Raw genomic sequence first — 26,859 nt, forward strand, 5'->3', positions numbered from 1 at the left:
TTAAGGAGGAAGTGAGTTAACAGCTTCCGCGAGCTCCAGACGCGTTATCGGACGATTTGGATTGAAACGATTTCCGTCGAGCTTTATAAGTCCCCGATTTAGAGCAACTGCCACATGGCCGCGCCATTGCAAAGGTATAGATAGCCTGTCCGTTATTGTTAGCGGCAGTATGGCGAGCGTGGTTGAATTTTCAAGCCGTGCAGCTTTAACGTAAGCGATTGCCGCGGCGAGCTTTGTCATTCCTTCAAACGGTCGGAACTGTCCCCCGGGTGAAGTATCAAAGAAAAGACTTCCACCTGGACGAAAATGAGCGCTTTCGGCAAAGTTTCGCTCACTGAGCGTTAGCACATCGGGAAATACAGGTGAGCTGGCCAGATACTGTGGTACAAATCCAGCTCTAACAAATGTTTCTGCAAATTCACTACGCGATGCGGCATGCCCAGGACCGAAGACCTCACCCTTCGGGAGCATGATCCCCATTCTAAGCACTTTCTTGACAGTATTCTGAGATGAGGTGTTCAGATCTCCGAGATCCGTGACCCCAGAGTAATCAACGCGGGTTATCTCGGCTGCTCCAAACACATTCTGAGCAGAACCAAGACCAAGAGTGTGCCGAATACGAGCTTGGTATGTGCCTGCTGTCGGTTCAGTAAGAAGCACTTTCTCTCGTCGGCCGCCGATCAGGGGAAGATTTACAATATTCGATTCCTCCGCAAGAGAGCCATTTGGACGGTAAACCCCAAGTCCGAAATCATTCAAACTAAATCCCCAATAAACGCTTACAGTGGCTTGTAGGGTGTTCTGCGGCAGGGAGATCGGGATGCTTGACGTACTTCCTGGCTGTACAGGTATAGTGAATGGGCTTGAAGTGGATGTTATGAATCGGATGCCTGGTCTTGTCGTGATCGAGCGAAATGATCCCATCTTGCGCTGAGGGAAAGAGGCCTCAAGCACCGCAGCATGTGTATTTAACATCCCTGCACCTACTTCGTGCTTATAATAACCCGGCATCGGGGTTGCGCTACGTAGAAGAATATCCTTTACCTCGGCAGGTGTCAGATTTGGATCAGCCTCCAGCATTAGCGCGATTGCTCCCGCTACCTGTGGAGCGGAGAAAGAGGTGCCACTCGCTGTTGTGTAGAAGGGCAATTCTAAAAGAGAGAGCCTTGAAAGGTCAGCATCCAGTACACCAAGGGAACCAGTCAAAGTAACGAGACTTCGTATCGAAGCAACGCTAACACCGGGAGCAACCAACGACGGAGCATTCAATTCGCCACCAAAGCTACCGCGAGAAGAGAATTTAGCGAGTTTGCCATCCCGGTCGCTAGCCCCGACGCCGATTACCCAAGGAGCTCGAGCATATGGGTTCAAAGTGCCAGTGCCCGGACCGTTATTCCCTGCTGAAAATACTACATTTATTCCAACATCGACAAGCATCTTCGTTCCAATATTAACCGGATCGTTTAGGTCAAATGGAACATCCGCCGAGAAACTGCAATTGACTATTCTGATATTATGCTCCTGGCGTTTCTCAAGAATGTAGTCAAATCCAGAGAGAACATGTGTCAAATTCAAAAGACCTGAAGAAAGTCCAATAAGTTTGGCTCCAGGTGCCACACCAGCAAACTTTCCGTTTGAAAGTGTGCCGTTCCCGGCAATGATCCCGCCGACAAACGTGCCGTGACCGCTTAGAAGATCGGTATTTGGCAGGCCTTCGATGTCTATCGGATATGAAAATCCCAAAGGGACGCTTTGAAGATCAAGAAGCTTAACATTTGCCGCCACCTTTCCGGCTAGATCAACATTCAATGCGTTAATTCCGGTATCGAGAACAGCGACCCCTACATCACGACCCGTAACGCTTAGGCCTCCATTTGCCGAGCGGATCTCTGCATCACCGGGTACCCGATTGATCTGCGTTCTTTCAAAGTAAGGATCGACTGTTAATTGAAGGGTGCGGTTGCCATATACAGATCGAACCTGCGGAAGCCTAGAAATGGCAAGTATTTGCTGTTTGGTGGCAAGGACGTAAACCATCGGTAATTGCCGGAATCGGGTGCCGCCAATGATTCCTATTGAACGTAATGCGTTCAGATCGGCCTCAGTTACGGGACCGTGAAAGGTAATGATGGCGTTTATGTTGCTATCGTCAGTAATGCGATCCAGCAGCTGAGCCAGATCTGCATCAAGGCCCTCCAAACCACTTACTACCTCGTTGCCGAATAACCCGTGCCCATCGATCCCGGTTAGTGTTATCCCCTCAACACCGGTAAGAGCAATTCCATCAACACTGGTGAGCCGAATGTCGTCAGCACCGGTAAGAACGATACCCGCTGGATTCGCGAAGTTTAATATTTGGCCATTGAGGGTTATCCCGGTCAAGGAATCTGCCCCGGTGAATGCTATACCGTCCGCCCCGGTCAAGGTAATGCCATTTGCGCCTGTTAGAGCGATGCCGTCTGCGCCTGTAAGTGTTATTCCATTTATCCCTTTCTTTGCTATACCATCTGCGCCTGTCAAGGTGATACCGTTGACGCCGGTAAGAGTTATTCCATCAGCCCCCGTAAGAGTTATGCCATTCGGACGTCTTAGCAAAACGGAATCGAGCGTATAACTTATACCATTTGGACCAATTAGCGTTATCCCGTCTGCTCCGCTCAGGCTAATACCATCGGCACCGGTAAGAGTGATGCCGTCGGCACCGGTTAGCGTGATCCCGTTGGGGCCGGTAAGTGTAGTCCCATCAGCTCCCGTGAGTGTGATGCCATCTGCGCCGGTAAGCGTGATCCCGTTCGTGTCGAAGATCGAAAATCCGTTTGAGGTGAATCCAAGAAAGCCATCAGTCCCTTGTGTTGAAAGTCCGGGAAGACCGACGAATTGTATGCCGTCAACACCGGTAAGAGTGATGCCGTTCGAACGCGATACGAGCAATCCGGCAAATAGAGATTCTGAGAATAGTGCGAGTACGAAAAGTGATGAGAGAAGCCTTTTCATTACACAACCTTCACCGATCTTGGTAAACGGTAGTTTTAATCGAGACGAGATTCCAAAAAGCACTCAGCGTATGCCATATTTCGTTAGTTTCGATGAAAATTGGGGGTATGGGGGATAATACACCCCAACCGTCTGGAAATGCAATCACGCAATTTTCGTGCCTTCAGCGTTTTCTTGGGGAAAATATCTGTCGTTAGCCCTAAAAGACCAAACCTTCTCCCAAATAAGTTATCAATTTGAGATAGCACCTCCTCTGCAATAATGTCATTTTGACCGAATCAATATCATGAGACTGTTTTCTAAACTCTAAACCTAGATTTCAGCCCAGTAAAAGAGAAAATTGGCATAACCATTACTCAAGAAACTCTCAACCTGAGATAAATAATCTGTAATTCGTATGGATTTTTCCCAACACATTCTTGAGAACTTTCTGGAAACCACTCTTATTCAAAGCTCATTCTCAAAAATTGGTTCTATCACTAGTTGGTTCGGGAGCTTGATCGACCTCAGCAGATCATCAGTTCCCGCGACAGAAGGTTTATTGGAGCGCAAAAGGATTCAGGAGGCACTTCAGCGGTCAAGCTCAGCTTATGCAGTGACTTTTATAATAGGGCGTCATGGCACTGGAAAATCTATTGCTGCTGCTTTCTTCTGCAAAGACCACACGATCTCCGCTTGGCATAGCGTTACAAGCGCAGACAGGGACTGGGGAATATTCGCCAGCCATCTCGAAGCCGCTGTTTCCTGCGAGAGGGCGGCAAAATCTCAAAGAATTCCAGAGTGTAGGTCTGCGGATCCTGAGCCTGATGAGATAGATGCATTTATTAGTGAACTGTTTAAGTCGAAGGACGTGGCTTCGCTCATCGTTATTGATGACCTCCACTATCTATTTGATGAGCAGTGGTTTGAGTCTTTGATTGCGGCTCTTATCGCACATCTGCCATATAGCACTCATCTGTTCCTGATCGCAAGAAGCTTACCCAATTCTCCTATATGGCGATTTCGTTCAAAGCAGGTAATGAATGTTATTGATGAAGAAATACTGTATTTTCTTTCAGACGAAACGATAGAATTCTACCGCTCCCAGAATTTAAGTGAGGCAGAGGCTTTAACTGATCATCTTGTTAGTTTCGGCCATCCAGGGAAGCTGGGCGAGCTTGTAATACAAAGATCAAATCGGTCCCGACCCATAAATCATTCATCCATTAATAGCATGGTATCGGAAGCCGTACATTTCACAAATGGATAATTGAAATATGGCATAATATACGCGATAAGGCTGCTGATGCGGTGCGCGATGCGAACTCCTAGTCTGTTTTTAAGATCGAAACTCCTTCCTCCCAGACAGGTGCCAGATACCGTTTTTCGCCCTAGGCTTATAGAGCGTCTGAGGTCAACTCTTTCTGAACCGGTAACTATAATCACAGCCGAGGCGGGTTGCGGCAAAACAACCCTAGTCGCCGAATTTGGTCGTTCGACAGATCGTCCGCTGATTTGGTATCAACTTGACCACACAGATGCCGATCCGGTCGTTTTTTTGGGGTATCTTGTGACAGGAATTGCGAACGCCATCCCGGATTTCAAAGATACTTTTGCCAATTACCTTAGCTCTGCGGGTGAGGAACTTTCATTCATTCCTGAGCGCTCTGCCGATCTTCTTCTCAACGAGATAGAAAATGCTGCGGAGACGCCTTTCATCATTGTACTAGATGACTATCACTACATTGGGCGCGAAACAAATATTCATAAGATCGTAGATCGTCTTATACAGTACTCATCTGATCTTTTTCACCTGATCATCACTTCGCGGGATGTTCCGCCACTTTCCGTCGCGAAACGACGAACACAACATAAAGGCATACACATAAAACGTGAGGAGCTTCTTTTCACGGAGGATGAATTACGACAACTTTTCCGGTCCACATTACAGATCGAAATGGATGACGGCCAGGTAAGTGAATACCGTACACGTACTCATGGTTGGGTTACCGCTCTTCAGTTGATACGTCAAACAGCTGAACGCCAGCTTGCTTCAAATATGTCGGTACCCGAACTAGATCTTGGCGAGGTATTTAAGAGATCCGAACTAGATATCTTTGATTATTTTGCGGAGGAAGTTATCGCATACGAATTGCCGCAAACAAATGATCTGTTAATGAGATTATCGGTTTTAGAAAGCATGCCTATTACACTTTGCGGGCGACTTTTTCCGAACAGTGATACAACCGCCATCTTGCCGGAATTAGCACGTCGTAATTTATTTATAACTTCAGTGGGTAACGGCCATGATGCAGAAGAATACCGATTTCACCCTTTATTCAAAGATTTTTTGATGCGACGCTTCAGGATCCAAGCAGGGCCAGATTCGGTTGCTCGCGAACGAGTCCGCATAGCCAAGGAGCTACTGAAGACCGGAAATTGGGAGGCGGCCCTTTCACTTTTCATTGAGGCTGAAGATTTTCACTCTGCGGCTGAGGTTATAGAAAACCATGGCTCACAGTGGATAGCCTCTGGAGCTTTTACTCTTCTCAGTTCTTTTGCCGAAAGGGTGCCGATGGCCATCCTGGAACTTCATCCGGCCTCATTGCTTCCACTTGCGGAAGCGGCACGTTTACGCGGAGATCTTGACAAAGCAAGCTTACTGGCAAATCGAGCTGCAAGGTGTTTAGAAAAGAACAATGACCATTTTGGCGAGGCAGAGGCACTCCATCTTCAGGCGAGCGTTCTGCGGCGTAAGAATGAGTATGCGGCAGCGCTCGACCTTCTTAACCGAGCGACGGAACTTGCTGAACCTCTATCAGAAACCCTTCTTAAATGTGCCAACACTCGCGGATTATGTCTGATCGCAGCAGGTAATTTGAGTGAGGCTGAACAACAATTTCGCATTGCTATGGAAATAGCTGAGTATCAGGCAAATGATAAATATATCCGCCTGGTTGCACACAATCTGGCACTAGTGCCGGGCTTTCGTGGTGATTTTTCAGAGGCTCTTAAGTGGTTTCGAAGGATATTTAGTGACAGAGATGATGAGTCCAAATTGCCTCAAGAAGCTATCGGGCATTTGAATATGGGCCGATTGCTGACCTACCGAGGTGAAATGGAAAAAGCCGAGCAACATCTGGAGAAAGCTCTCGAGCTTTGCCAGCTGTTTAATCTTCGGGGGCTAAAAGGGGAGATATTTGAAGCATTGGCTAATCTTTATAGAGATCAGTTCAAGCTAGAAAAGGCGAACGAATATTACGAACGATCCCTTAACTCGTATGAAGAGGCAGAGATAGATTCAGAGGAGCGCGAATTCATCGAAGAGCGGGCAAAATATTATCGCCTGGCAGGCGATGGCTCACGAGCAAGAGAATTGCTCGAGCGCGCTATCGAGAAAAGAGCGTTGACTGGCAGTGTGTCTGGTGTAAGGACGGCAGAGACCTGGCTATGCCGTCTAGATCTTGAAGAGTCCAGGACCGAAGGCTTGTCGGAGAAGATCTCTGGACTCGTCGAATTCTTCCGTGCGAAAGGCAACTGTTACGATGAGGCGATCGCAGTTATGCTGTTTGCCGAATGCTGCTTTAACGATAATGATTTTGAAAAAATGGTATCGGCAATTCATCGTGTTTTAGACCTTTCATCAAGATATGACTATGAGTTTTGGCTTAAGGGAGAAATGACCCGGATACCAGAGGTATTTCGGCATGAGGGGGTATATGCGCGGTTGCCGCGCGATCTCAAACTCTTCCTTGACGGCGTGCGAGGATCTTCAGAAAAGATCAGAGCAGTTCCTGAACAAACAAGACCTGGAATTTTGATATCATCCAGCGGATATGCAGAACTCACTCTAAAATTTCTCGGTAAAGTTGAAATATTTAGATCACAGGACAGTCCATTTGCAGCAGATGCTTGGACTACCAAGCGAGCCCGGGATATCTTTTGTTTTATCGTCACGAGCACACATCGAAGGACATCAAGAGACGCTATCATTGATAATTTTTGGCGCGATGAAGAGCTCGCAACGATCGAGAAAAATTTTCACCCTACCATCTCTCATATACGAAAGGCTCTGAATAGTGGCCAGCTATTAAAGCAGAATTTCCTTCTTTTCCGCGAAGGCTTCTATTTTCTAAACCCAGATCTTACATATTCAATTGACACAGAAGAATTTGATATTGCGATAGCATCGGCTGAGAAAGCAAAGCGTGACAAGGAACATGACAAGCTTCGGGAAGAACTTCAAACAGCTTATTCTCTTTACCGCGGTGATTTCATGGAAGGGAGTTATGATGATTGGGTGGATGAGCGGCGCCAGTACTACCAAGAACAGTTCACCAGGGTTCTGGCGGCACTTGCCAAGCAGGCATTCTCCGGTCGGATGTGGAATCAGACGCTGAAGTATTGTGATGAATTATTCGCGATCGATCCATATCGAGAGGATATCCATCGCCTTTTTATGAAAACTTTGGCTGCACAAGGCAAGCGCGCTGCTGTCAAGCTACATTTTGATAAAATGGCAATAACGATGCGGAACGAACTCGGTATTACACCATCTGCTGAAACACGAAAAGTGTTAGCTGAGCTTGCGAAATAACTCTTAACATACCGCATATCTAAGGATAAAGTCCTTATTATCAACAACTCAAGTCTCCATTATTGCTTAAGCAGCCATTCTCAAGAATTTCTCAACTTGGCAGATTTAATCTTGGTCTAATGAATGTGGGGGTGCTGACGGTTCGGATGATCTCCCACAATCTCCTACAAGCCCCGAGCCGTTAGCATCTCTACCCTGATAGGAATGTTAGGTCTGTCGAGAACGGGGCGGGTAAACAAGATTTAACTTCCATTGACCGTTGAATGAACGCTCGATCTTTCCTGTTTCTAGCGGGGGCATGAAACAGGAACAAATGCGGGGTCTTGGGATCTCCAAAGGCCCCGCTCTTTTTAGTCGAAGTATGAATGGGAAATGAGCAGAAAGGACAGGACTCGAGAAGAAACTCATTCATCGCTTTAAAAATTACGAATCGGGCTGATCTCAAGAAAAACCCACACCGCAGGCTTAAAGTTGGGGACAATAATAAAAGCGTCCCTCTTCCACAACCCTCTAAATGGATGAGATCAGGATTTTTCCTCACCCTCGTGAATGGGGCGGCTGCCGAGCAGCCGCCCCGTTTGTTGCGCTTAGTCAATAACTGGCTCTATGACATCTGATCCTTTGTCATGATTATGCTCAGCAGACTCAATCGCGAATGAAAAGTTCTTCCACATTCCACATCGAATAGGGCAAGATAGCGCTTGGCATTAGATTTCCGACGCGCTTGTTTGCTGCCGAGACGATGTGCCGCGTTACGACTGGTATTATCGGAGATTCCTCGGCAATTATCCGCTGTATCTCATAAACTATCTGCTGCCTGCGTTCGGGGTTAAGTTCGCCTGATTGTTCTGCGAACAACTTGTCAATGCGAGCTTCCCATTCGGTTGCCGGCGACGCCTGCTTCGGATGCCACTGATGAACCGAAGCGCTGCTGAGGAGAAACGATGCAAAACCGGAGGGTTCAAGCCCTGTAACGTTCAGCCCGGTAAATATCGCGTCATAATCAAAGCTTTCATTGGCACGCTTCGCTATTCCGGCGGTATCCAGAGGGGCGATCTGCATTTTGATGCCTAGTTTTGCAAGGTCCTGCTGTATCACTGCCGCCGCCAGCTTTTGATCATTTCTCTTGAAAGTGAGATGGCGCGCGTCCGAAGCACTTCTCGCGCGGAAAGCGGTAAGCGGGACAGGGCGATACTGGTTAATGTAACGAACGGATTTGCCGACGATGCGGCAGAATCAATGGCAGAGTTTGAAGAGCTTGCTGTATCTGCAGACGTTGTCGTTTTGGACAAGATAATCCAACGCAGGAAACAGATCGATCCTCGTTCTGTGCTCGGTCGCGGGAAACTGGAAGAGCTTTTGATCCGCTCTATGCGTTTGGGGGCGGATATGATCATCTTCGATACAGAACTTACTCCGGCGCAAGTGCGGATCCTTTCAGAAGCCACAGACCTGAAGGTTTTAGACCGCCCGCAGCTTATTCTTGATATCTTTGCTCAAAGAGCTAGCTCTCGCGAAGGTAAGGTTCAAGTTGAACTGGCCCAATTGAAGTATCTGTTACCCCGACTGGTCATAGGTCAAAACTCCGCATTCTCTCGGCTTGCCGGCGGCATCGGAGGACGCGGGCCCGGCGAAACAAAACTTGAGACCGACAGACGACGTGTCCGCGATCGCATCGCACAATTGGAGAAGCAGGTTGACGCTCTTGGCAGGCAACGAAATGAGCGGCGGAAGAAGCGTGCCCAACGGGAACTTCCTATGATATCGCTTGTTGGCTACACCAACGCCGGAAAATCCACGCTGCTCAATGCGCTGACGCAATCGGAGGTTTATGCCGAAAAGAAGATGTTTGCGACGCTCGATCCGACATCACGCCGACTAAGGCTCCCGATCGATCAGGAAGTGATAATCAATGATACAGTTGGCTTTATTCGTGACCTTCCTGAAACGTTGGTCGCGGCATTTCGGGCTACGCTTGAAGAGATATCGGACAGCGATCTTCTTGTCCATGTTGTGGACGCTTCCAACCCGCGTGCGATCCAGCAGATCAATTCGGTAGATGCTATATTGAAGGAACTTGACCTTAATTCGATACCTCAATTGGTCGCTTTGAACAAGGCGGACGTTGCATCAGGAGATGTGATCGAACAAATAAGGCGAGAAGTAATGCTTGACAAAAATACCGAGTGCGTGGCAATTTCAGCTATTCGACGCGAAACACTACGTCCACTTGCTGAACGCATTGGAGATAGGGTCGCGCTAGTAGAAAGATCGGCCGTCGTAATATGAAGGGAAAGCTTCAGAACGTAAGGTCGCCGCTTGCAAAGCGGCTTTCCGAGATCGGCGAGATGGTGATGCGGCCGATCAAGGCCTTATCATCAAATCAGCGATTCTGGCTGGGCTTCGCGGTACTCTGTGTTGTAACTACCCTTCTTATTCATAATCCTTGGTGGCGTGCCGGTGATCCCGGCTATCGTGTCGATGATATCGCCCGTGAGACGATCGTCGCACCAGCAGATATAAATTACGTTGATGAGGAAGCAACTGAACGCGAACGCGAGGCTCTCCGGGAATCGGTCATTCCAGTATTTGCCATTGAGCAGGGACGTGCAGAGGAAGCTGTTCAGAATTTCAGGTCCGCTTGGGAATTGCTTCAGCGTTCGCAGGAGAACGGTAGCTCGGCAAACAGGGCGAACTCAAACGCAGGCTCTTCAAATAAATGGCCTGGTGCTGGCGGCGAGGATATCGGCAATATTTTTGCGGCAAGAAAATTCAGCACGAATGAACTTGATGCGGTTACGCGGGTTCTTCGTGAGAGCGCGAGCGGTGATATCTATGGGGATCAGGATGCCGTTTATCTTCAATCAGAGATCGAGGTTATCGATCGCCGCCGCCCAACCGATTCACGTCGTGTACAGAATCCGGCCGCGACGATGACCTCCGTAACAGAGGCACGAGAACGGCTTGTTAGTGGACTCTCTCAGATAAGAAGTTTATCGCCGAAAGAGGTAGATGCTTTCAAGGCTGCGATGTCTCCGCTAATCCAACCGAGCATTATCTATGATGCTTCTGCGACCGGCATGGCTCGGAACAATGCCGCAAAGAACGTCCCGCCGGTAACCGTTTCCCTCAAACGAGGTGAGACCGTAGTTTCGGCCGGGTATCGGATAACTCCGGAAATTATGTCTAAATTGACCGCGATCCGAAATTACACCTCGGAGACGCGGCAGCTAAACAGATTTATTGGGCTATTGATGCTGATCAGCTCGCTTTTTTGGGCGGCCTGGAAATACATTGAGCACCGCGGGATAGTACCGCGCCTAGCCCTTTCCGAGCAGAAAACTTTCGCGCTGTTTGGTTTTATAGTACTGGTTCAGGCGATGTTGCTGGCTGTATTTTTCAGGCTTGCTGAGTTTACCGCATCGCAAAATATAAGGCCCCCGCTGAATGACCCCACCCTATGGTCGTTTGCGGTGCCATTTGCGTTCGGAAGTCTTCTGATGACGCTTCTAGCAGACAGACGAACAGCCCTTTTTACCGGGTTGTTCATTGCCTTGCTCGCAGGTTTCATGGCGCCGAAAGGGCTGGAATTCGCGGTTTATACCGCTATAGCGTCATCTGTAGCGGTCTATGGCATAGGGCGCTATAGAAACCGTCAGACGATCACGATCGCCGGGGCTTTGATTGGGTTGACCTGTGCGATGGCAGCGATCGCTCTAATAGCGTATACACAACAGCCTTTTATTCTGAATACGATAATGCTCGCGGTTGCATGTGGGCTTGCGTCCGGCATAATTACAGCGGCATTTACTGCTGTTTTCATGCCGATCTGTGAATCGATGTTCGGCATACTGACCGACGTAAAGTTGCTTGAGCTTTCGAACGCCGATCTGCCTGTGTTGGGGCAGCTTGCGATGCGCGCTCCGGGTACTAATCAGCATTCTCACGCGGTTGGCCAATTGGCAGAAGAAGCATGTCGGGTAGTTGGCGGGAATGCATTACTTGCCCGCATAGGAGCGCTATATCATGATATAGGAAAATCAGCCGCCCCGGAACATTTCGTAGAGAATCAGTTAGGTAAGAATCCCCACGATAAGCTCAAGCCAGTGCAGAGCGCGAAGATAATCATCAGCCACGTTACATACGGAATGAAATTGGCTCGAGAGATGGGTCTGCCCCAGAGGATAATCGATTTCATTCCGCAGCATCACGGTACACGGACGCTGCACTACTTCTTGAAAAAAGCCCAGGCTGAGGCCCGCGATGCTGATGAGATCTCCGAAAACGATTTTCGCTATCCTGGTCCCAAACCTCAGTTTCGCGAAGCCGCGATAATGATGATAGCGGATAGCTGCGAGGCCGCGGCCCGTTCGCTTGCCGAGCCGACGCCGGAGAACATCAGATTTATCGTAACGAAAATAATAGATGCAATTGTAAGCGATGACCAGCTAGATGAATGCGACCTTACATTGCGTGAGTTAACTCAGATCCGCGAGGCAATGATCAGGTCGCTGGTTGCCATTTACCATACGCGGGTTGATTATCCTGGCTATAACCCACCGACCACCGGTTCATTTAGGGTTTCAGATATTGAGATAGATTCCGAAGAGCGGGGGATGAAGTATAAGAATCCTGCAGATGTTCCGGTTTCACCCGGCGGGGAAATAGAAGATGAGGCGTTCGAACAGAAGATCCGGGCAAAGCAGCAAACCGCAGTTTCGGGAGACTAGAGACCGTTCGTAAATTGAAAGGATTACGAAGCTTGATCGCTATTGATCAATTCCTTTAATTCTTTGCCAGGCTTAAAGTAGGCGACCCGTTTAGCCGGAATATCTACTGCTTCTCCTGTTTTTGGGTTGCGACCTTTGCGCGAGTTCCGCTCGCGTACGCGGAAGCTCCCAAATCCACGCAACTCGATCTTCTCTCCAGCATTAAGAGTGTTAATGATGCTGTCGAAAACTATCTCGACAAGTTGTTCAGCATCTTTCTTGGTAAGGTCGGCTTCAACTGCAACTTTTTCTACGAGGTCAGCTTTCGTCATTTTAGTTATCCTCAAAAATCGTGAAGCATTGCCGGCCGTGGGAGCGAAAGCTTAGGCTGGCGAACCTTCCGTCTTCTCAGCCGATTCCTGATCTTCGGCCATGTTTGTGTTTTCCGATGAAACCGTTGCGACTGGATCGGTTTGCTTCGCTGAAACATCTGATACGGGTGCTTGGTCGTTAGCCGAAGATTCAGAAGTCTCGCCTTTAGTCTCAGATGCTTCGGGCAAAGGCTGTGCTGCGTCCGCCTCAGTATCTGCACCGCTCTCGTTCGCCGAGTCCGTTTCAGAAGCAACCTCAGTGCCGCCACTAGAAGGATCTTGTGCCTCGCCAGAGATAGCTGGTTCTGATGTGGATCCGGCTGCTTCGGCGGCAGCCTCGCGAGCTGCCGCTTCCTCATATTCTTTCCGGGCCTGTTCCTTTTTTCGGCGCTTTGCCTCTTCCTTTTCTTCCTTGGTCATTTCCACCGCAGGTGCGGCTTCTTCGTTCTTAAGAAGATTCGCAAGTTCACCGAGAGATGCCATTCCGCTCTTCGCTTCGGAGGAAAACTGTCGGGTGTCAATTATAGGCTCGTCGTCTTTGCCGACCGCACGATATGAAAGCCCGATCTTTTGATCTTCGTTCTCGATCCTGAGGATCTTGAAATCAAGCTCCTGTCCGATCTGAACAACATCTTCCGGACGTTCCACACGCTCTTCGGACAGCTCAGAAATGTGGCAAAGCCCTTCAAGCCCTTCCCCTAGTTCGACAAAAACACCGAAATTCGTAAATCGTGATACTTTCCCTCGAATGGTGTCGCCGGGTTTGTGGGTCGCGGTGAAGCCTTCCCACGCACTCGGTGTCAGGTCCTTCATCGAAAGCGATAGTCGCTGACCTGCAGAATCGATGTGGGTAACGATCGCATCTACTTCCTGATCTTTCTTCAGGAGTTCTTTCGGATGCTTTAACTTCTTAGCCCAAGTTATATCCGAAACATGCACCAAGCCATCGATTCCGTCTTCTATCTCAACGAAGGCCCCAAAGTCGGTCAGATTCCGAACCTTTCCGCGGATCTTGGAGCCGACAGGGAAGCGTTCGTGTATGGTGTCCCACGGATTTTCCTGAAGCTGTTTCATCCCGAGGCTTATGCGTTTTTCCTCGGTATCAACGCCGAGAACCTGTACTTCAACTTCTTCACCCTTCTGGAACTGCCGTTTCGGGCTCGACGAGCGCTTTGCCCATGAGATCTCAGAGACGTGTACAAGGCCCTCAACGCCGGGTTCAAGTTCAACAAAAATACCGTAATCCGTAACCGAGGATACTTTTCCTTTCACGCGCGAATTAGGCGGATAAACCTCGGCTACGGTTGACCACGGGTCCGGTAGAAGCTGTTTGTAACCGAGAGATATCTTTTCTTTTTCCCGGTCAAGCTTGAGTATTTTTACCTGGACATGGTCTCCAGACTTGAACATTTCTGATGGGTTCCCGATTCTTCCCCAAGACATATCCGTCACGTGGAGAAGACCGTCGATACCGCCGATATCAACAAATGCACCGTAGTCGGTAAGGTTCTTGATCGTTCCTTCAACAATGTATCCGGTATCGATGTTGGCCATCGTCTTTTCCTTTTCTTCGTTGAGCACCTCGTCGGTGATCACTTTTCTGGAAAGAACGATATTGTTACGCTTGCGGCTGAATTTTATGATCTTTGCTTCGATCTCTTCGCCGATGTAGCTGTCAAGCCCGCGGATCGGTCGTGAATCGATCTGCGACCCCGGAAGAAACGCTTCCACACCATAAAGATCGACCTTTAATCCACCTTTTGTCTTGTCAACGATCTTCCCTCGGACCACTGCGTCATTCTTATAAGCTTCTTCGATCTCATTCCAGATCTTTCGGCCCATTGCATCGGCGAGGGAAAGGGTCGGTGGGGCATCACCGGAATGAATACTCTTGATAACGACCTCTACAGAGTCGCCCTCTTTCAGAGTAGTTTCCGGATCGGTACTAAGCTCATCTGCTGGAATGACGCCCTCACTCTTATATCCAAAATCGACAAGCGCACCGCGATCGGAAACCCCTACCACCTTTCCTTCGACAAGGTCTCCGGGGTGGAAAACAGTTTGATCCTGTTCGAATTCCTTTAGGATCTCTCCAAAATCTATCTCACCCGAGGACATAATATCCTTTGCGGGTCCATTCGCGGTTTGAGTCGGTTGAGGGGCCGCCGCATCACTCTTAGCGGGTTCCATGGGAGCCGAAGCTTCGCCGCTTTTCGTTTCTTCGGTCTCGTTGTTAACGTCTGTTGTCATCTAAATCTACGTGTTCTTCCTTAAAAAAGTGTAATTCTAATTCGTGTCTAAAAACGTCTCGAAATGGAGAAGGGTGATCTTAAAAGACCGCTCTCTATTCATCCAGTCTTTCGGGGGTGCAAACAACCACTGCGGCGTGCAATAAACTGCAGGAAGACCCTTAGTAAGACTACGCTTTCGGTTCAATACACGGGACCGGATAAAACTAAAATCTACACGTGAAAGCCCTTTAATGTCAAGACTTCGCTGTCGATAATCGTTGATTTTACACTATTTCGAGGCACGCCCTACTCACAGGCATACGAATGAGTTGATGTCGAAAATCAAAATGCGGGCTCAGCTTCAGCGCCCGTAGCATTGTTGTGGCTAAATTCTTGGGCCTCTTATCCTAAATTCTTGTGATTAGGCTGCTTATGTTTCCTACGCCGCTGATCTTCTCCATTTCTTCTTTCGCGATCGCGGTCGTATTTTGGATACCTGCCAGACGAAGACGGAATTCGTCGGGATTCGTGGATCCGCGAAGAGCCTCTTCAAGAGAAATAAGTCCTGATTGGTAAAGATAAAATAGAGATTGGTCGAAGGTCTGCATTCCATATTGTGAAGTTCCCGCGGCAATGGCGTCGCGGATTGATGCAGTTTTTTCTTCGTGAAGAATGTAATCGCGTATCAGAGGAGTTGAGATAAGAACTTCAACGGCGGGGACACGGCCTTTTCCGTTGCTGGATTTCATCAAACGTTGTGAGATAACCGATTTCAAAAGGCCGGCAAGCTGGATCCTTATGGACTTCTGTTGGTAAGGCGGAAATGCCGAGATTATCCGTGTTAGCGTCTCCTGGGCATCTAGGGTATGAAGGGTCGAAAGAACGAGATGCCCTGTTTCTGCTGCTACCAGGGCAGTTTCAATGGTCTCAAGATCGCGCATTTCGCCGACAAGTATCACGTCCGGATCCTGTCGCAGCGACCCGCGAAGAGCCTCGGCAAAGCTGCGTGTGTCTACATCAACCTCACGTTGGGTGATAAATGAATGCTTATCTTTATGAAGAAACTCTATCGGGTCTTCGATTGTTACAATATGGCAATTTCGGCTTTGATTTATGTGATCGACAATGGCCGAAAGCGTTGTAGATTTACCCGAACCAGTGGTTCCTGTGACCAGAATAAGTCCGCGCATTTCCTCGGCCACTTTGTTTAAGATCGGTGGGAGACCTAGCTCGGAGAAATTTTTTATCGTATCAGATATTACGCGGGCCACTATCCCGATCGAATTTCTCTGCTGGAAGATATTAACGCGGAATCGGCCAAGCCCTGAGACACCGTAACCAATATCGACCTCGAAGACCTCCTTGAAATGTTGCTTTTGGCGATTCGACATCATCGAAAATGCCATTTCCAGCGTTTCTTCTTGATTCAATCTGTTTGCGCCGGCGAGCGGCCTAAGTTCTCCGTTAACACGGATCACAGGTATAGCTCCGGCTCTGAGGTGAAGGTCGGATGCACCGAAGCTCATTGCCATGCGCAATAGATCATCAATTCTGGTTAGCATAATTCAGGAAAGGCTTTTCGATTCTGATCGACGGCGGGCTGGAAAAGTGAATAAGAAGAGTAAAAACACCGTCAAACAAAGTTTATCGCGAACTATCTATACCGTCAATCACTTTTTGTCACTATCGGTCATATTGACCGACTTGGGCCAGGAAAGACGAAATCGTCGCCTCTGGTCGGTTGCATTCGACACACTTGGGAATACGGCGTATCATCAAGTTTTCGATGTCCGAAATATCAAAGAATATCAGTGTTTTACCCGAATACGCTCTTCCCGGAGCGGAGGTCGAGGTCGTTTTTGGCGGTTTGAGATACGAGCTCCCTGGTGAGCTAAAATGTATCCTTGATTCGACTTACATGCCATGGATAGCTTCGTCTTCCCGCCGGATGATCGTCAGAGTCAGATACGATCAGTCCTCAGTTGAGAGAGGTGAACTCTTCGTCGAATCGAGCACCGGGAGCATCGGACCTGCATTTCTAACGATCCCTCAATGGCTTGTCGGAGATATGCATATTGTGGCTAATCCGACCATAGACCCGAAGAATAATTCTATCGTCCTTACACGCTCTGGTGGACGTGGGCAACAGCTTCCGGCGACTCTTTTTAGGCTTGAGGAGGATGGATTTCTAGATGAATTGCCGGTGGATATCCCGAATCCGACGGGAATGGCATTTGATGCGGACGGACGTCTTTATGTAACCAATCGTAAAGATGGTGTTGTTTGCAGAATAGATGGTGATCTTGAGGCAGTTCCGGTCGCCACAGGTCTAGGTATTGCGACAGGCATCGCCTTTGATTCGAACGGGATAATGTTCGTAGGCGATCGTACAGGAACTATCTATCGCATTCTTGCTGACGGGACGCCGGACGAATTCGCTAGGCTTGAACCCTCGGTCGCGGCTTATCATATGGCGTTCGGACCAGATAGAAGGCTTTATGTTTCTGCTCCCGGCCTTGCAAGCTATGAGCCGATCTATGCCATTGATACGAACGGTGAAGTCAGCGTTTACTTTAAAGGGTTTGGCCGTCCTCAGGGAATAGCGTTCGATACTGAAGGAACGCTTTATATTGCGGGCTGTTACAAGGGGCGACGGGGTATCTTCTCGGTAGAATTCGGAGCAACCGAGGCAAGACACTTAATTGCCGGGAATATGATCGTTGGGCTATGCATTGACCGCGAAGGTAATATGATCGTTGCCACCGGAGATACGGTATATTCATTTGCTTTAGGCATCAAAGGAACCCTTTTAAATTAGTTAAAATAGTCTTGAATTGATATCCCCTTAATGCAATTTCGCGTAGTTAGCTGATAAATATTTTAGATCGAATAAATTACCATGAAACTCACCATCCTGCTTTTAAGTGTTCTTATCTTATCCTGCGGTCCGGCCACGGATGCTAACAATTTCCGCCGCGCAGACAATTCAAAGGAGTCCCGATCTGATATAGGATCGACGAGCAATGAGGGTGCCCCCGAACTCGCCAAAGTAATAGAAGAGATCGCAAAAGAAGCGAAAGGTCGTGTAGGTGTTTATGCGGAGGTGATCGACGGCGAAGGCAGTGTGTCTCTAAATGCTGACGAGCGTTTCGCAATGCAGAGCGTGGTAAAGGTGCCGATCGCCATGGCCGTACTGAATCAGGGAAAACACAAGCTAGATGAAAAGATCCTCGTTACAAAGGATGAGCTTGTGCCGGACCGAATGCATTCGCCCTTTCGCGACAAGAATCCGAACGGCGGTGAGTGTATAGAGACAGCTATTTCACGATTCACGCCGGCGTTCGCCTGCAATACATACCGCTTACCGCAAAACGCACTACCGGCATCGTCAGCCGCGGCGGTTCGATCATGGCGAAATGGTGCCTCGCTCATCACGAAGAAAGTTTTCTTTACACACATTTTCGCGAGATCTGCGAGATCATGCGGACGTACGACGTCAGCTTTTCATTGGGCGACGGATTGCGGCCGGGATCGATCGCAGATGCGAATGACGAAGCCCAATTTGCCGAACTCGAAACACTCGGCGAACTGACGAAGATCGCCTGGGAAATGGATTGCCAGACGATGATCGAAGGGCCTGGCCACGTGCCAATGCACCTGATCAAAGAGAATATGGATAAGCAGCTCGAGACTTGCGGTGAAGCACCTTTTTACACGCTCGGGCCGCTGACGACAGATATCGCTCCGGGCTACGACCACATCACGAGCGGGATCGGCGCCGCGATGATCGGTTGGTTCGGCACCGCGATGCTCTGCTACGTAACGCCGAAAGAACACCTCGGCCTGCCAAACAAGCAGGACGTAAAAGAAGGCGTCATCACATACAAACTCGCCGCTCACGCCGCCGACCTCGCAAAAGGCCATCCGAGCGCGCAGTATCGCGACAACGCTCTCTCAAAGGCACGCTTTGAGTTCCGTTGGGAAGACCAATTCAACTTGGGGCTAGACCCCGAAAAAGCCAAAGAATTCCACGACGAAACGCTCCCCGCCGAAGGTGCGAAACTCGCCCACTTCTGCTCAATGTGCGGACCGCATTTCTGCTCGATGAAGATAACGCAGGACGTCCGCGAATACGCCGAAAAGCAAGGCGTCGAAGCCGAAAAGGCCCTCGCCGTCGGCATGAGCGAAAAGGCAAAGGAGTTTGTGAAAAGTGGAAGTGAGATTTATCAGGGTAATTTGCCTGAGGGTGCGAAAGAGCATCATTGAAATCGCCGATCGGAGATCATATCTATGACGTATTTTCGACGTGAGATAGAGCGTATCAGGGCTGATCTTTACGGGAACAATTGGCAGATAGCTAATGTTATCAAGACCCGGCGTTTCCTGTGCGAGAATTTCGATAGGCCAGTCTCGCTGGACGAACTTTCTCGTGCTCGGTTTACCTCTAAATTTCATTTGTTGCGACTTTTCAAAAGATATTATGGGCAGACGCCGGGTCAGTATCTGACGGAATTGCGTATTGCAAAAGCAAAAGAATTATTGCAGAGCGGCAAGTCCGTAACTGAGACATGTTTTGAAGTTGGATTCGAGAGCCCGGCCTCATTCAGCAATCTGTTTCGCGAGAGAGTTGGGCTTGCACCAAAGCAGTTTCAGAAAATGAGCAATATTCGATAAGCCGGTCGAACTTCTTTTTGATAGCCTTTGATCATTCGGTCAATTTCTGGCCAAGAAGGAGAAAAAATGAAAGTTAGGATCGTAAGTATTCCCGTTCTCGATCAAGAGCATGCGCTAAAGTTTTACACCGAAAAGCTAGGATTCATTAAAAAGGTTGATATCCCGTTAGGGGGCGAGAACCGTTGGCTCACGGTTGTTAGCCCCGAGCAACAGGACGGGGCCGAAATACTACTAGAGCCGGGACCGCTACATTTTGAACCGGCAAAGATCTATCAGAAAGCGCTCTATGATGCCGGAATGCCATACACGCAGTTCGATTCAAGTAATGTGCAGGCCGATTTTGAAAGGCTAAGGAATCTCGGTGTCGAATTCAGCGTCGAACCCACGGTAATGGGAACGGTAAAGATCGCCGTCTTTGATGATACCTGCGGAAACAATATACAGATAGTAGAGATGCTTTGAATGAAGGGGGTCAGGCATGGCAATATTCTCGTGCCGCTGAGAAGTGCAGGTCTGGCCCAGATCTGTAGAATTGCCGTTCATCAAAGCTTGGTTTCAGTAATGGTGATTATAATTCGTGATCGGTGAATGGCGATTCGTTGATCGGGCATCGGCCCAGGCAACCGGGTGGACGAAAAGAAGATGGCCGTTTGGTCAGCTTTGCTATGAGGAAAAAGAGGGGCCCGGTACGGAGCCCCTTATCTATAGCGGCAAATTAGGTCAAAAGGCTATTTCGGGATTCGCGGGGCGAAGAGCTTGTCGTCAATCTCAATATTATGTTTGACGCTCCTTAGTATTGTGACGACGTCGCCGTTACCGGTGGTGTTGTTTATGCTCTTGAAAGCGATCTTGATACCGTCAACCTCGCGATAGTCTTCGAAGCGGGTGGAGAATGGTAGCTGCATCGCATTTGTGCTTGAGGGGATCGTGCCGTCCCGTCGTTTTAGCAGGAAAGTTTTTGTTGAATATTGGTCTGTAAACTTTGACCCCGCCTTCGGTTCAAATTCAACTACATAACACTCTTCATCGCCGCATTTTGCCTTTCGCAGGACCTCGACTTTTTTGAAATGTTTTTTCCAATCGAGCATTGCTGAAATATCAGAACTCAAGCGGACGTCATCGAGCCTTTTGCCCGTGTACTTTGAGACGGGTGTAAAGCTTGTTGCCTGTTCGCCCGCTTCGCCGTCAAAGTATTCCCAGATGCTTCCGATCTCGATATCAAGCGCCGTTAATTTCGTCTCGGTCGCGAACTTGTTCGGAGCTTTTGACCAAGATGTGGCGACGCCTTTTACGCCTTGCTGCTCCATATCGACATCGGCAATCGTTAGGCGGCTTGTGATGCGGCGAAGGGCCTCAGCACCACCAAGAGCATCTATTGCCTTTGCCATTAGCTCATCCGCAGAAATATCAATTTTGACCGTTCCAGCTCGGACAAAAGTTACATTCCCTTGCGGCTGGTGTGATGTAAAGCTCGTTATCTTTCCGTCTTCGCCGCGTTTTACGGCGACCCAAAACGTATCTGGCAGCGGGCTAAGATTAAAACTATCCTTTTCGCGGGTTGTAAGCGTATATGGCGGCTGGCCTTCGATATTCAGCGTTACATTTCCGTTGGCCTCTTTTACCTCGATTGCGGGCCCGCCTTTCTCAGGCGTCCATTTACCGACCAGTTCTTTTGCTTCTGGAGCAGAACCCAGCCCGGCATCGGAGCCTTGTTTTGGCAATGTGAAATTTCCCTGCGGCTGCTCCAGATAAAGCTCTTTATCCCTAAAGGTGATGAAGAACCCGTCCGGTGCGCCCAGAAGCTTATACTTGCGTCCGCTCACTTTCTCCAACGTATAGGCGGGCTGGCCGGGAACATTTGCCAACAGCTTTTCGTCTTTCCATTCGATGTCGATGTCGAACCCGGCGGCCTCGAATCTATACTTTCCGGCTTCATTCTGGGGCGGAACGTCATCGCCTTTTGTTGTTTCGGCCGCGCCGGGCTTTCCGAGAAACGCTTCCCAAACGATAGGCATAAGTTCGTTGCCGAGCGGCGAGCCTGAAACATTTGTAAGCATCACGAAACCGAGCTTCTTTTCCGGTATCATCGCGACCATTGCGTTAAAACCGTCAATGTTTCCGCCGTGCTGAACAACGGTCAGGTCATTCCATTTCTGAATGAACCAGCCGAGAGAATAATTAACGCTTCCGGCAGGGTCGACCTTCATCTGCGGTTTCAGCCATTCCTTAAAGCTCGCTTCCGAGACAAGGCGTTTCCCATCATACACGCCGCCCGCAAGAACGAACCTTAACCATTTCGCCATATCGTTCGCAGAGGAATTTATCGAACCCGCCGGCGCGACATGGTCGATGTTTCTATAGGGAAGTTTTTCGGTTTCCTTCGTGTCGAAATTATAGTTGTAGCCGAACGAACGATCCTTTGCCTTTTCCATCTCGGTGATGGACATATTGCTGTTCGCCATGCCGAGCGGCTTAAAGATGCGTTCCGGGACGAACTTCTCCCACGGCTGGCCCTGTGCAACCGCCACCACTTCGCCGGCAGCCGCATACATTAGATTTTGGTAACCAAATCGTTCGCGAAGTTTACCAATGGGCTTTGCATCACCGGCAACACGGATCAATTGCTGGCGGTTAAGCCTTCCGGTTATCATCGCGATATCCGTGCGATTGAGGCCGGACGAATGCGTCAGCAGATCGCGGATAGTGATGTTCTTATCAGTTTCCGTATCGGCCATTTTGAAGTAACTAAGCACCTTCTTGGGCGAATCATCTAATGAGAATTTTGCTTCATCGACCGACATCAACACGCTTAGTCCGGTAAATGCTTTTGTGGCGGAGCCGATAGCGAACTGCGTATCGGCTGTCGCGGCGATCTGTTTCTCAAAGTCCTTAAAGCCAAGCCCTTTAGAGTAAATGACCTTGTCGTCTTTCACGATCGCGAGCGACATTCCGGGAATGCCGAGCTCCTTCCGCCGTGCTGCTACTTTTGATTCGATCGTGGCAAGCTGTTCGGAATAGCTTTGTGCAGCATTGGCCTCGCGGGTTTGCGCAAGGGAAGCCGTCGGAGCAGAAGAAATGATCGCTAATGCAAGGATCAGGACAAGAAATTTTCGTAAGGTCATAGAGTATCTCATTTTGTTATCCTTCAGGGCTGGTCGGTCAGTAAAGATAATTTACGGCCGCGGCTTGTAAAAAGTTCGTTAAATCGGTTCCCGGCTCGAAGAGACTTGGACGAGACGAGCTGTGACAATTGATAAAGCCATTATCAAATAAAATACCATTACAACCTCTTGGTCCCCGAAATTGTAATGAACAAGACTGCTGACCACGAATCCCGCCAGTCCGCCAAGAGCTCCAAAAACGATCCCACGCTCGCCCCAATGCAATACTGCATTTGAGCGCAGAAGGCGTATGAGCGTACCGGAATAGGCATAGAGCATTATGAGCCAAATAAGTATCGCCGGTAGGCCTCGTTCAACGACGAGCTGAATCGGCGTCGAATGAAAATGTCCGAGCGGCAGCTTGCCGCCTTCGAACATTCCCCATTCTTGCCAGTTTTTCTTGACCGAATCCATTCCGACGCCAAAGAGAAAGTTTCGCGGGCTCTCGGTCCATATTCGAATTCCATCTTTAAGCATCACCGTTCGATATCTGGTCGATTCGTCTTTACTGTCCAAAAAACCCACTTGACGCGATTGCTGTAGAAACAGAAGGCCGCCAATTACGAAAGGGGCGATCATCAGCGCGGAAATGTATAGCCATTTTCCTCGGAGGCCGAAAAGTGCGATCACGGCACCGGAGACCAGAAGGCCGAGCTGCGGTGCCCGCGTAACGGTAAAAAGAAGTGCAAGAAGCAACAGAGCGAAGGAGACGATCATCAACCCCGGCAACCATAAAGAATATTTGGTCTGCTCGGCTTCAGATGCAGATCTCCGCCATTGCGAAAGACCTGCGACCAAGAACCCGAGCAACAGCGACCCGATCAGCTGCAGCACCTCGGCATAGGTTGTGTAATGTCCGTAGAATCCCGCTGAGCGCCAATTGCGACTTTTCTTCCACGAACCGATGCCGAGGCGTTCCATCGCGGTCTCACCAGAAAGCTGAGCAGAGGCGTTCACTTTCACCGTAAACTCGAAATCAGGTCGATAAAATCTGACGTCAACAGTCTCACTTTGCTGTAGCTCAGCAGCAAGATCTTCCGGAGTTCGGATCGGTTTCTTATTTGCCGTCAAAAGAGTGTCGCCATCATAGAGCAGAGCGCCCCCAAGCGGGCCTTTTGGGTCGGTCTGATGTATCTCAACACCTCTGCCTATCATTCGCTCGATCGGCACCCAAACAACATTTACCATGCAAGAGCCGATCAGCAATGCGGCGATAAAGAGAACGGAGCGGGTTGTTCGCAAGTTAAATACGGCGAAATAGAAGATTACAAAAACGGCCGCACCGCGGAGTTTATCAAGCGATGTCGCCGGATCATATGAAGTGAACGAAGTAACGACCGACCAGGCAAACAGGCCAATCATCGCCGAATCAAGCAGACCGAACTTCCATTCGACACGTCTGGCACGAATTATCCAAATTGCTGTGAAAAGAGCACCGACCAGCCAAGATGTTTGAGTCGCCGCTATCGAATGCGGGGCAGAAAGCGCGGTCAAACAAAGGAAGATATATGCAGCACGTTCGAAAAATGGTGTTCGAGCGGCACTGCTTTTTATTCCCACGATCTCATCCAAACGCTCGAAGAACGTCTTCATAAATGCGATTATTGTAACAAGGAACGGATCGGCCGTTTTGCCCGGTCTTTAATCGTCAGAAATGGAAAACCTTCGATCAGATCTTACACTGACCGCCGAAATAAAGCTCTACTATGACATTTACGTACCCGATGGCATAATTGGCCGGGCTCCGCTGCTGATAGCAGTTCATGGCTACGGTGCCCATAAACGCTATATGATGCGCGAGGCGCGTTATGTTGCACCAGAGAATTGGGTCATTGCATCAATACAAGCGCCGCACCAGCATTTTCGTAAAACTGAAGATGGTTATCGGGTCGGATTCGGATGGCTGACGGATCATCGGCCCGAAGAATATGTACAACTACATCATCGTTTTATAGATCAAGTGATCGAAAAGCTTGCTGATGAGGATCTGATCGACCGCACACAGGTTTATCTGTATGGCTTTTCCCAAGCCTGCGCACTGAATTTCCGCTATGCCTTCACATTTCCTGAGACGCTTGCGGGCATCATCGGCATTTGCGGGGGCATCCCTGGCGACCTTGATTCCAATTCCGATTATCGCCCATTCGATGGCCGAGCATTCTATCTCTACGGCGATGACGATGAATTCTACACCCAGGAGAGATTCGCCGCATTCGACCGAAGGCTTCAGGAGATACTCCCGAATTACGAATCAAAACAATATGCGGCTAAGCACGAGATCACGGACCAGATGCGTGCAGACGTAAAGGAATTCTTGCTAAAGGGAGCTTAGGGGCGGAGACGCACCTGTTTTATCTCCACGGAGCTCTGTGCCTCTGATGGCAGCGAGATGGTCGCGATATCTTCACCGTTGGTGTCCTTTGCAGCAACTGCCTTTATCTGGTCTGCCTTCAATCCATTGATAACCGAGCGCGGCCCGAAAAGCAAAACTGTAGCCTTTCGATCAAAAAGCCCTTCGACCGGTACCAGGAAAACCCGTTCAGCACGCACTTCGCGGATCTGGAATCTGACGTCGACCGCCGTTTCTAGTAAACTGACCCGTGAGTTTCCGCCTGCGGTTAGCGAGATCCCGCGTTCCGTAAAATCTGACTTCTTGTCGGAGATATCAATGATCTCGGTCGATACCTCCGTTAGCTTTTCAATAACGCTCGCCGGTCCACGAACGCGAACCTTTTCCGGTGATGCGATCGGTTCTGAGGCCATTTCATAACCGTCCTCAAGTTGGCCCCGGGTTCGAACCTTTATCGGAACTTCTTTTGCGGCAACGGATTCTAGTTTTACATTGATCCGGTTCGGCTGTATATCTTCCAAGCGTACGCCTGTCGGAAGGTCATATGCCGTAACATTCGATGGCGAGAGATTTACAACATGGTCGCCCGCGGCCAGGTCGGTCAGGTCAATAGAGATTCTTAAGTCGCGCTCACGGATCTGTCCAAGTCGGCGTTTATCTCCTACCACACGTATCTCTACCTGAGGATACGGGTCATTCGTTATCTCGATATTCTCTCCAACGCGGATAGCAAGCGGAACCGAGTAGCGATCACTTCCGACCTCACTCAGTCCGGTGACCCCGATCCAAAGAGCGAGCGTTATCGCGAGAGCTATCAGTTTCATCGCCCAATCCTCAAGAAATATCTTCTTTAGGATGTGGGTTAGAAACAATTTTGCGGGACGCTGCCCGGGTTCAGTTTCACTCTTGTAACCCATAGTGAGTCGCTGTTAAATGATCTTGCTTTCTGCTTCCGCCATCTGCTGGGTCTTTTCAGGCTTCTTTTCGATCATCGGGACGTTCATCGCCTTAAGAAGTTTTCGGCGAAGCTGGGTGGTATCGATGTTTCGTTTGACGTTTCCGCCTTCGACCCACGTTATCAATCCCGTTTCTTCCGACACGACGATCGAGATCGCGTCGGTACCTTCCGTAATTCCTATGGCCGCGCGGTGCCGCGTTCCAAGGTCACGCGAGATGCTGGGATTCTTTGTCAGTGGGAGAAACACCGAAGCAGCCGCAACGCGCTCATTCTGAATAATGACGGCACCGTCGTGCAAAGGCGTTGAGGGATTGAAGATCGTTACCAAAAGGTCATAGCTTATTGCAGCATCAATCTGAACACCGGCATCGACGAAGTTCCTTAGCCCAACGTTCCTTTCAATGACGATCAACGCTCCTGTTTTTTCGGTGGAAAGGGTTGTAACAGCAAGCACTATCTCGTCATAAATGCTAACGCCGAACTGACCGCGTTGACGTTTCATTATCGGGAACCGAAGTCGATTCGCAAAGTAGATCAGAGCCTGTCTGATCTCCGATTGAAATAGAACGATTATCGCAAAACCGACGTAGAGAACGGCTGAGCGAAGAACGAACTCAAGCGTCGCAAGGTCTTGGGCCACGGCGAGCCAGTAGAGTAACGCTAATAGAACAATGCCTACCATCGTCGGCACGGCCCGCGTTCCCCGCAGAAGTCTAAGTATTACATAAACAATTACGAATACAATGGAGATATCCAGCACATTGCGCACTGTGTTCCATGTCGGGATGTATTCGCTTATTTCCATCTGAAATATAAAATAGGTCTAATGATCTTC

Annotated in this window: 17 protein-coding genes and 2 pseudogenes; 10 read left to right on the forward strand and 9 right to left on the reverse strand. The window is 49.2% G+C overall.

The genetic code is table 11. The annotated features are described in order from the left end of the window. Positions 1 to 2,994 carry a S8 family serine peptidase gene (locus tag JVX88_RS05980; RefSeq protein WP_211626421.1) on the reverse strand — a complete coding sequence of 998 codons (2,994 nt, stop codon included), beginning with the start codon at positions 2,992 to 2,994 and terminating at the stop codon, positions 1 to 3. Positions 2,995 to 3,589: 595 nt separating this feature from the next. Here JVX88_RS05980 and JVX88_RS05985 point away from each other — a divergent pair. Next, the gene (locus JVX88_RS05985; RefSeq protein WP_211626422.1) at positions 3,590 to 4,243 is read left to right on the forward strand and encodes a hypothetical protein; all 654 of its coding nucleotides are present in this window, start codon (positions 3,590 to 3,592) and stop codon (positions 4,241 to 4,243) included. A 48-nt stretch (positions 4,244 to 4,291) separates the two neighbouring features. Then, on the forward strand, positions 4,292 to 7,570 hold the full coding sequence (locus tag JVX88_RS05990; protein WP_211626423.1) for a tetratricopeptide repeat protein: 3,279 nt from the start codon (positions 4,292 to 4,294) through the stop codon (positions 7,568 to 7,570). Positions 7,571 to 8,215: 645 nt separating this feature from the next. On the opposite strand, the gene JVX88_RS05995 is transcribed toward JVX88_RS05990, so the two are convergent. Beyond that, the gene (locus JVX88_RS05995; protein ID WP_211626424.1) at positions 8,216 to 8,632 is read right to left on the reverse strand and encodes a hypothetical protein; all 417 of its coding nucleotides are present in this window, start codon (positions 8,630 to 8,632) and stop codon (positions 8,216 to 8,218) included. A gap of 51 nt (positions 8,633 to 8,683) precedes the next feature. On the opposite strand from JVX88_RS05995, the gene hflX reads away from it, so the two are divergent. Both hflX and JVX88_RS06005 read left to right on the forward strand, forming a co-directional pair. Then, a complete protein-coding gene (gene hflX, locus JVX88_RS06000; protein WP_211626425.1) occupies positions 8,684 to 9,859 on the forward strand; it encodes a GTPase HflX in 1,176 nt (391 codons plus the stop codon). Beyond that, a complete protein-coding gene (locus tag JVX88_RS06005; protein WP_211626426.1) occupies positions 9,856 to 12,300 on the forward strand; it encodes an HD family phosphohydrolase in 2,445 nt (814 codons plus the stop codon). The genes hflX and JVX88_RS06005 overlap by 4 nt, the downstream gene beginning before the upstream one ends. Before the next feature lie 23 nt (positions 12,301 to 12,323). On the opposite strand, the gene JVX88_RS06010 is transcribed toward JVX88_RS06005, so the two are convergent. The 3 genes from JVX88_RS06010 to JVX88_RS06020 form a co-directional block, all read right to left on the reverse strand. Continuing rightward, complete coding sequence (locus tag JVX88_RS06010) at positions 12,324 to 12,611, reverse strand: HU family DNA-binding protein (protein ID WP_211626427.1); 288 nt, start codon at positions 12,609 to 12,611, stop codon at positions 12,324 to 12,326. 51 nt (positions 12,612 to 12,662) lie between these two features. Next, entirely contained in the window at positions 12,663 to 14,900 is a 2,238-nt protein-coding gene (locus JVX88_RS06015) for a 30S ribosomal protein S1 (RefSeq protein ID WP_211626428.1), read from the reverse strand. Between the two features lie 388 nt (positions 14,901 to 15,288). Continuing rightward, positions 15,289 to 16,443 (reverse strand): type IV pilus twitching motility protein PilT, encoded by a 1,155-nt coding sequence (locus JVX88_RS06020; RefSeq protein ID WP_211626429.1) that lies wholly within the window; start codon positions 16,441 to 16,443, stop codon positions 15,289 to 15,291. A gap of 224 nt (positions 16,444 to 16,667) precedes the next feature. Between JVX88_RS06020 and JVX88_RS06025 the strand changes: the two genes are divergently transcribed. The 5 genes and pseudogenes from JVX88_RS06025 to JVX88_RS06040 all read left to right on the forward strand — a co-directional run bounded on the left by JVX88_RS06025 (position 16,668) and on the right by JVX88_RS06040 (position 20,017). After that, complete coding sequence (locus JVX88_RS06025) at positions 16,668 to 17,699, forward strand: hypothetical protein (protein ID WP_211626430.1); 1,032 nt, start codon at positions 16,668 to 16,670, stop codon at positions 17,697 to 17,699. 81 nt (positions 17,700 to 17,780) lie between these two features. After that, a pseudogene (locus JVX88_RS43890) lies at positions 17,781 to 18,128 on the forward strand (serine hydrolase); the annotation flags it as partial. Between the two features lie 71 nt (positions 18,129 to 18,199). Next, positions 18,200 to 19,048, forward strand: a pseudogene (gene thiC / locus JVX88_RS06030) (phosphomethylpyrimidine synthase); the annotation flags it as partial. Positions 19,049 to 19,171: 123 nt separating this feature from the next. Then, positions 19,172 to 19,555 carry a helix-turn-helix domain-containing protein gene (locus JVX88_RS06035; RefSeq protein ID WP_211626431.1) on the forward strand — a complete coding sequence of 128 codons (384 nt, stop codon included), beginning with the start codon at positions 19,172 to 19,174 and terminating at the stop codon, positions 19,553 to 19,555. A 66-nt stretch (positions 19,556 to 19,621) separates the two neighbouring features. Beyond that, a complete protein-coding gene (locus JVX88_RS06040) occupies positions 19,622 to 20,017 on the forward strand; it encodes a VOC family protein (protein WP_211626432.1) in 396 nt (131 codons plus the stop codon). 266 nt (positions 20,018 to 20,283) lie between these two features. On the opposite strand, the gene JVX88_RS06045 is transcribed toward JVX88_RS06040, so the two are convergent. Both JVX88_RS06045 and JVX88_RS06050 read right to left on the reverse strand, forming a co-directional pair. Beyond that, complete coding sequence (locus tag JVX88_RS06045; protein WP_211626433.1) at positions 20,284 to 22,677, reverse strand: serine hydrolase; 2,394 nt, start codon at positions 22,675 to 22,677, stop codon at positions 20,284 to 20,286. 78 nt (positions 22,678 to 22,755) lie between these two features. Next, positions 22,756 to 24,309 (reverse strand): O-antigen ligase family protein, encoded by a 1,554-nt coding sequence (locus JVX88_RS06050; RefSeq protein WP_211626434.1) that lies wholly within the window; start codon positions 24,307 to 24,309, stop codon positions 22,756 to 22,758. Between the two features lie 61 nt (positions 24,310 to 24,370). Here JVX88_RS06050 and JVX88_RS06055 point away from each other — a divergent pair, with 61 nt between their 5' ends. After that, positions 24,371 to 25,048 (forward strand): alpha/beta hydrolase, encoded by a 678-nt coding sequence (locus tag JVX88_RS06055; protein WP_211626435.1) that lies wholly within the window; start codon positions 24,371 to 24,373, stop codon positions 25,046 to 25,048. Here JVX88_RS06055 and JVX88_RS06060 read toward each other — a convergent pair. Together JVX88_RS06060 and cdaA are read right to left on the reverse strand one after the other, a co-directional pair. Then, positions 25,045 to 25,890, reverse strand: coding sequence for a YbbR-like domain-containing protein (locus JVX88_RS06060; protein WP_211626436.1), 846 nt, complete (start codon positions 25,888 to 25,890; stop codon positions 25,045 to 25,047). The genes JVX88_RS06055 and JVX88_RS06060 overlap by 4 nt on opposite strands. Positions 25,891 to 25,995: 105 nt before the next feature. After that, positions 25,996 to 26,829, reverse strand: a complete 834-nt coding sequence (gene cdaA / locus JVX88_RS06065) for a diadenylate cyclase CdaA (protein ID WP_211626437.1) — start codon at positions 26,827 to 26,829, stop codon at positions 25,996 to 25,998. Positions 26,830 to 26,859: the final 30 nt, after the last annotated feature.

The sequence above is a fragment of the Leptolyngbya sp. 7M genome (genome assembly GCF_018128485.1).

What these genes read in the sequence shown, in the direction of transcription:
- JVX88_RS05980 (WP_211626421.1), bottom strand. Translation starts at nt 2,994, where the DNA reads ATGAAAAGGCTTCTCTCATCACTTTTCGTACTCGCACTATTCTCAGAA.
- JVX88_RS05990 (WP_211626423.1), top strand. Translation starts at nt 4,292, where the DNA reads ATGCGAACTCCTAGTCTGTTTTTAAGATCGAAACTCCTTCCTCCCAGA.
- JVX88_RS05995 (WP_211626424.1), bottom strand. Translation starts at nt 8,632, where the DNA reads ATGCAGATCGCCCCTCTGGATACCGCCGGAATAGCGAAGCGTGCCAAT.
- JVX88_RS06005 (WP_211626426.1), top strand. Translation starts at nt 9,856, where the DNA reads ATGAAGGGAAAGCTTCAGAACGTAAGGTCGCCGCTTGCAAAGCGGCTT.
- JVX88_RS06010 (WP_211626427.1), bottom strand. Translation starts at nt 12,611, where the DNA reads ATGACGAAAGCTGACCTCGTAGAAAAAGTTGCAGTTGAAGCCGACCTT.
- JVX88_RS06015 (WP_211626428.1), bottom strand. Translation starts at nt 14,900, where the DNA reads ATGACAACAGACGTTAACAACGAGACCGAAGAAACGAAAAGCGGCGAA.
- JVX88_RS06020 (WP_211626429.1), bottom strand. Translation starts at nt 16,443, where the DNA reads ATGCTAACCAGAATTGATGATCTATTGCGCATGGCAATGAGCTTCGGT.
- JVX88_RS06025 (WP_211626430.1), top strand. Translation starts at nt 16,668, where the DNA reads ATGTCCGAAATATCAAAGAATATCAGTGTTTTACCCGAATACGCTCTT.
- JVX88_RS06035 (WP_211626431.1), top strand. Translation starts at nt 19,172, where the DNA reads ATGACGTATTTTCGACGTGAGATAGAGCGTATCAGGGCTGATCTTTAC.
- JVX88_RS06040 (WP_211626432.1), top strand. Translation starts at nt 19,622, where the DNA reads ATGAAAGTTAGGATCGTAAGTATTCCCGTTCTCGATCAAGAGCATGCG.
- JVX88_RS06045 (WP_211626433.1), bottom strand. Translation starts at nt 22,677, where the DNA reads ATGACCTTACGAAAATTTCTTGTCCTGATCCTTGCATTAGCGATCATT.
- JVX88_RS06050 (WP_211626434.1), bottom strand. Translation starts at nt 24,309, where the DNA reads ATGAAGACGTTCTTCGAGCGTTTGGATGAGATCGTGGGAATAAAAAGC.
- JVX88_RS06055 (WP_211626435.1), top strand. Translation starts at nt 24,371, where the DNA reads ATGGAAAACCTTCGATCAGATCTTACACTGACCGCCGAAATAAAGCTC.
- JVX88_RS06060 (WP_211626436.1), bottom strand. Translation starts at nt 25,890, where the DNA reads ATGAAACTGATAGCTCTCGCGATAACGCTCGCTCTTTGGATCGGGGTC.
- cdaA (WP_211626437.1), bottom strand. Translation starts at nt 26,829, where the DNA reads ATGGAAATAAGCGAATACATCCCGACATGGAACACAGTGCGCAATGTG.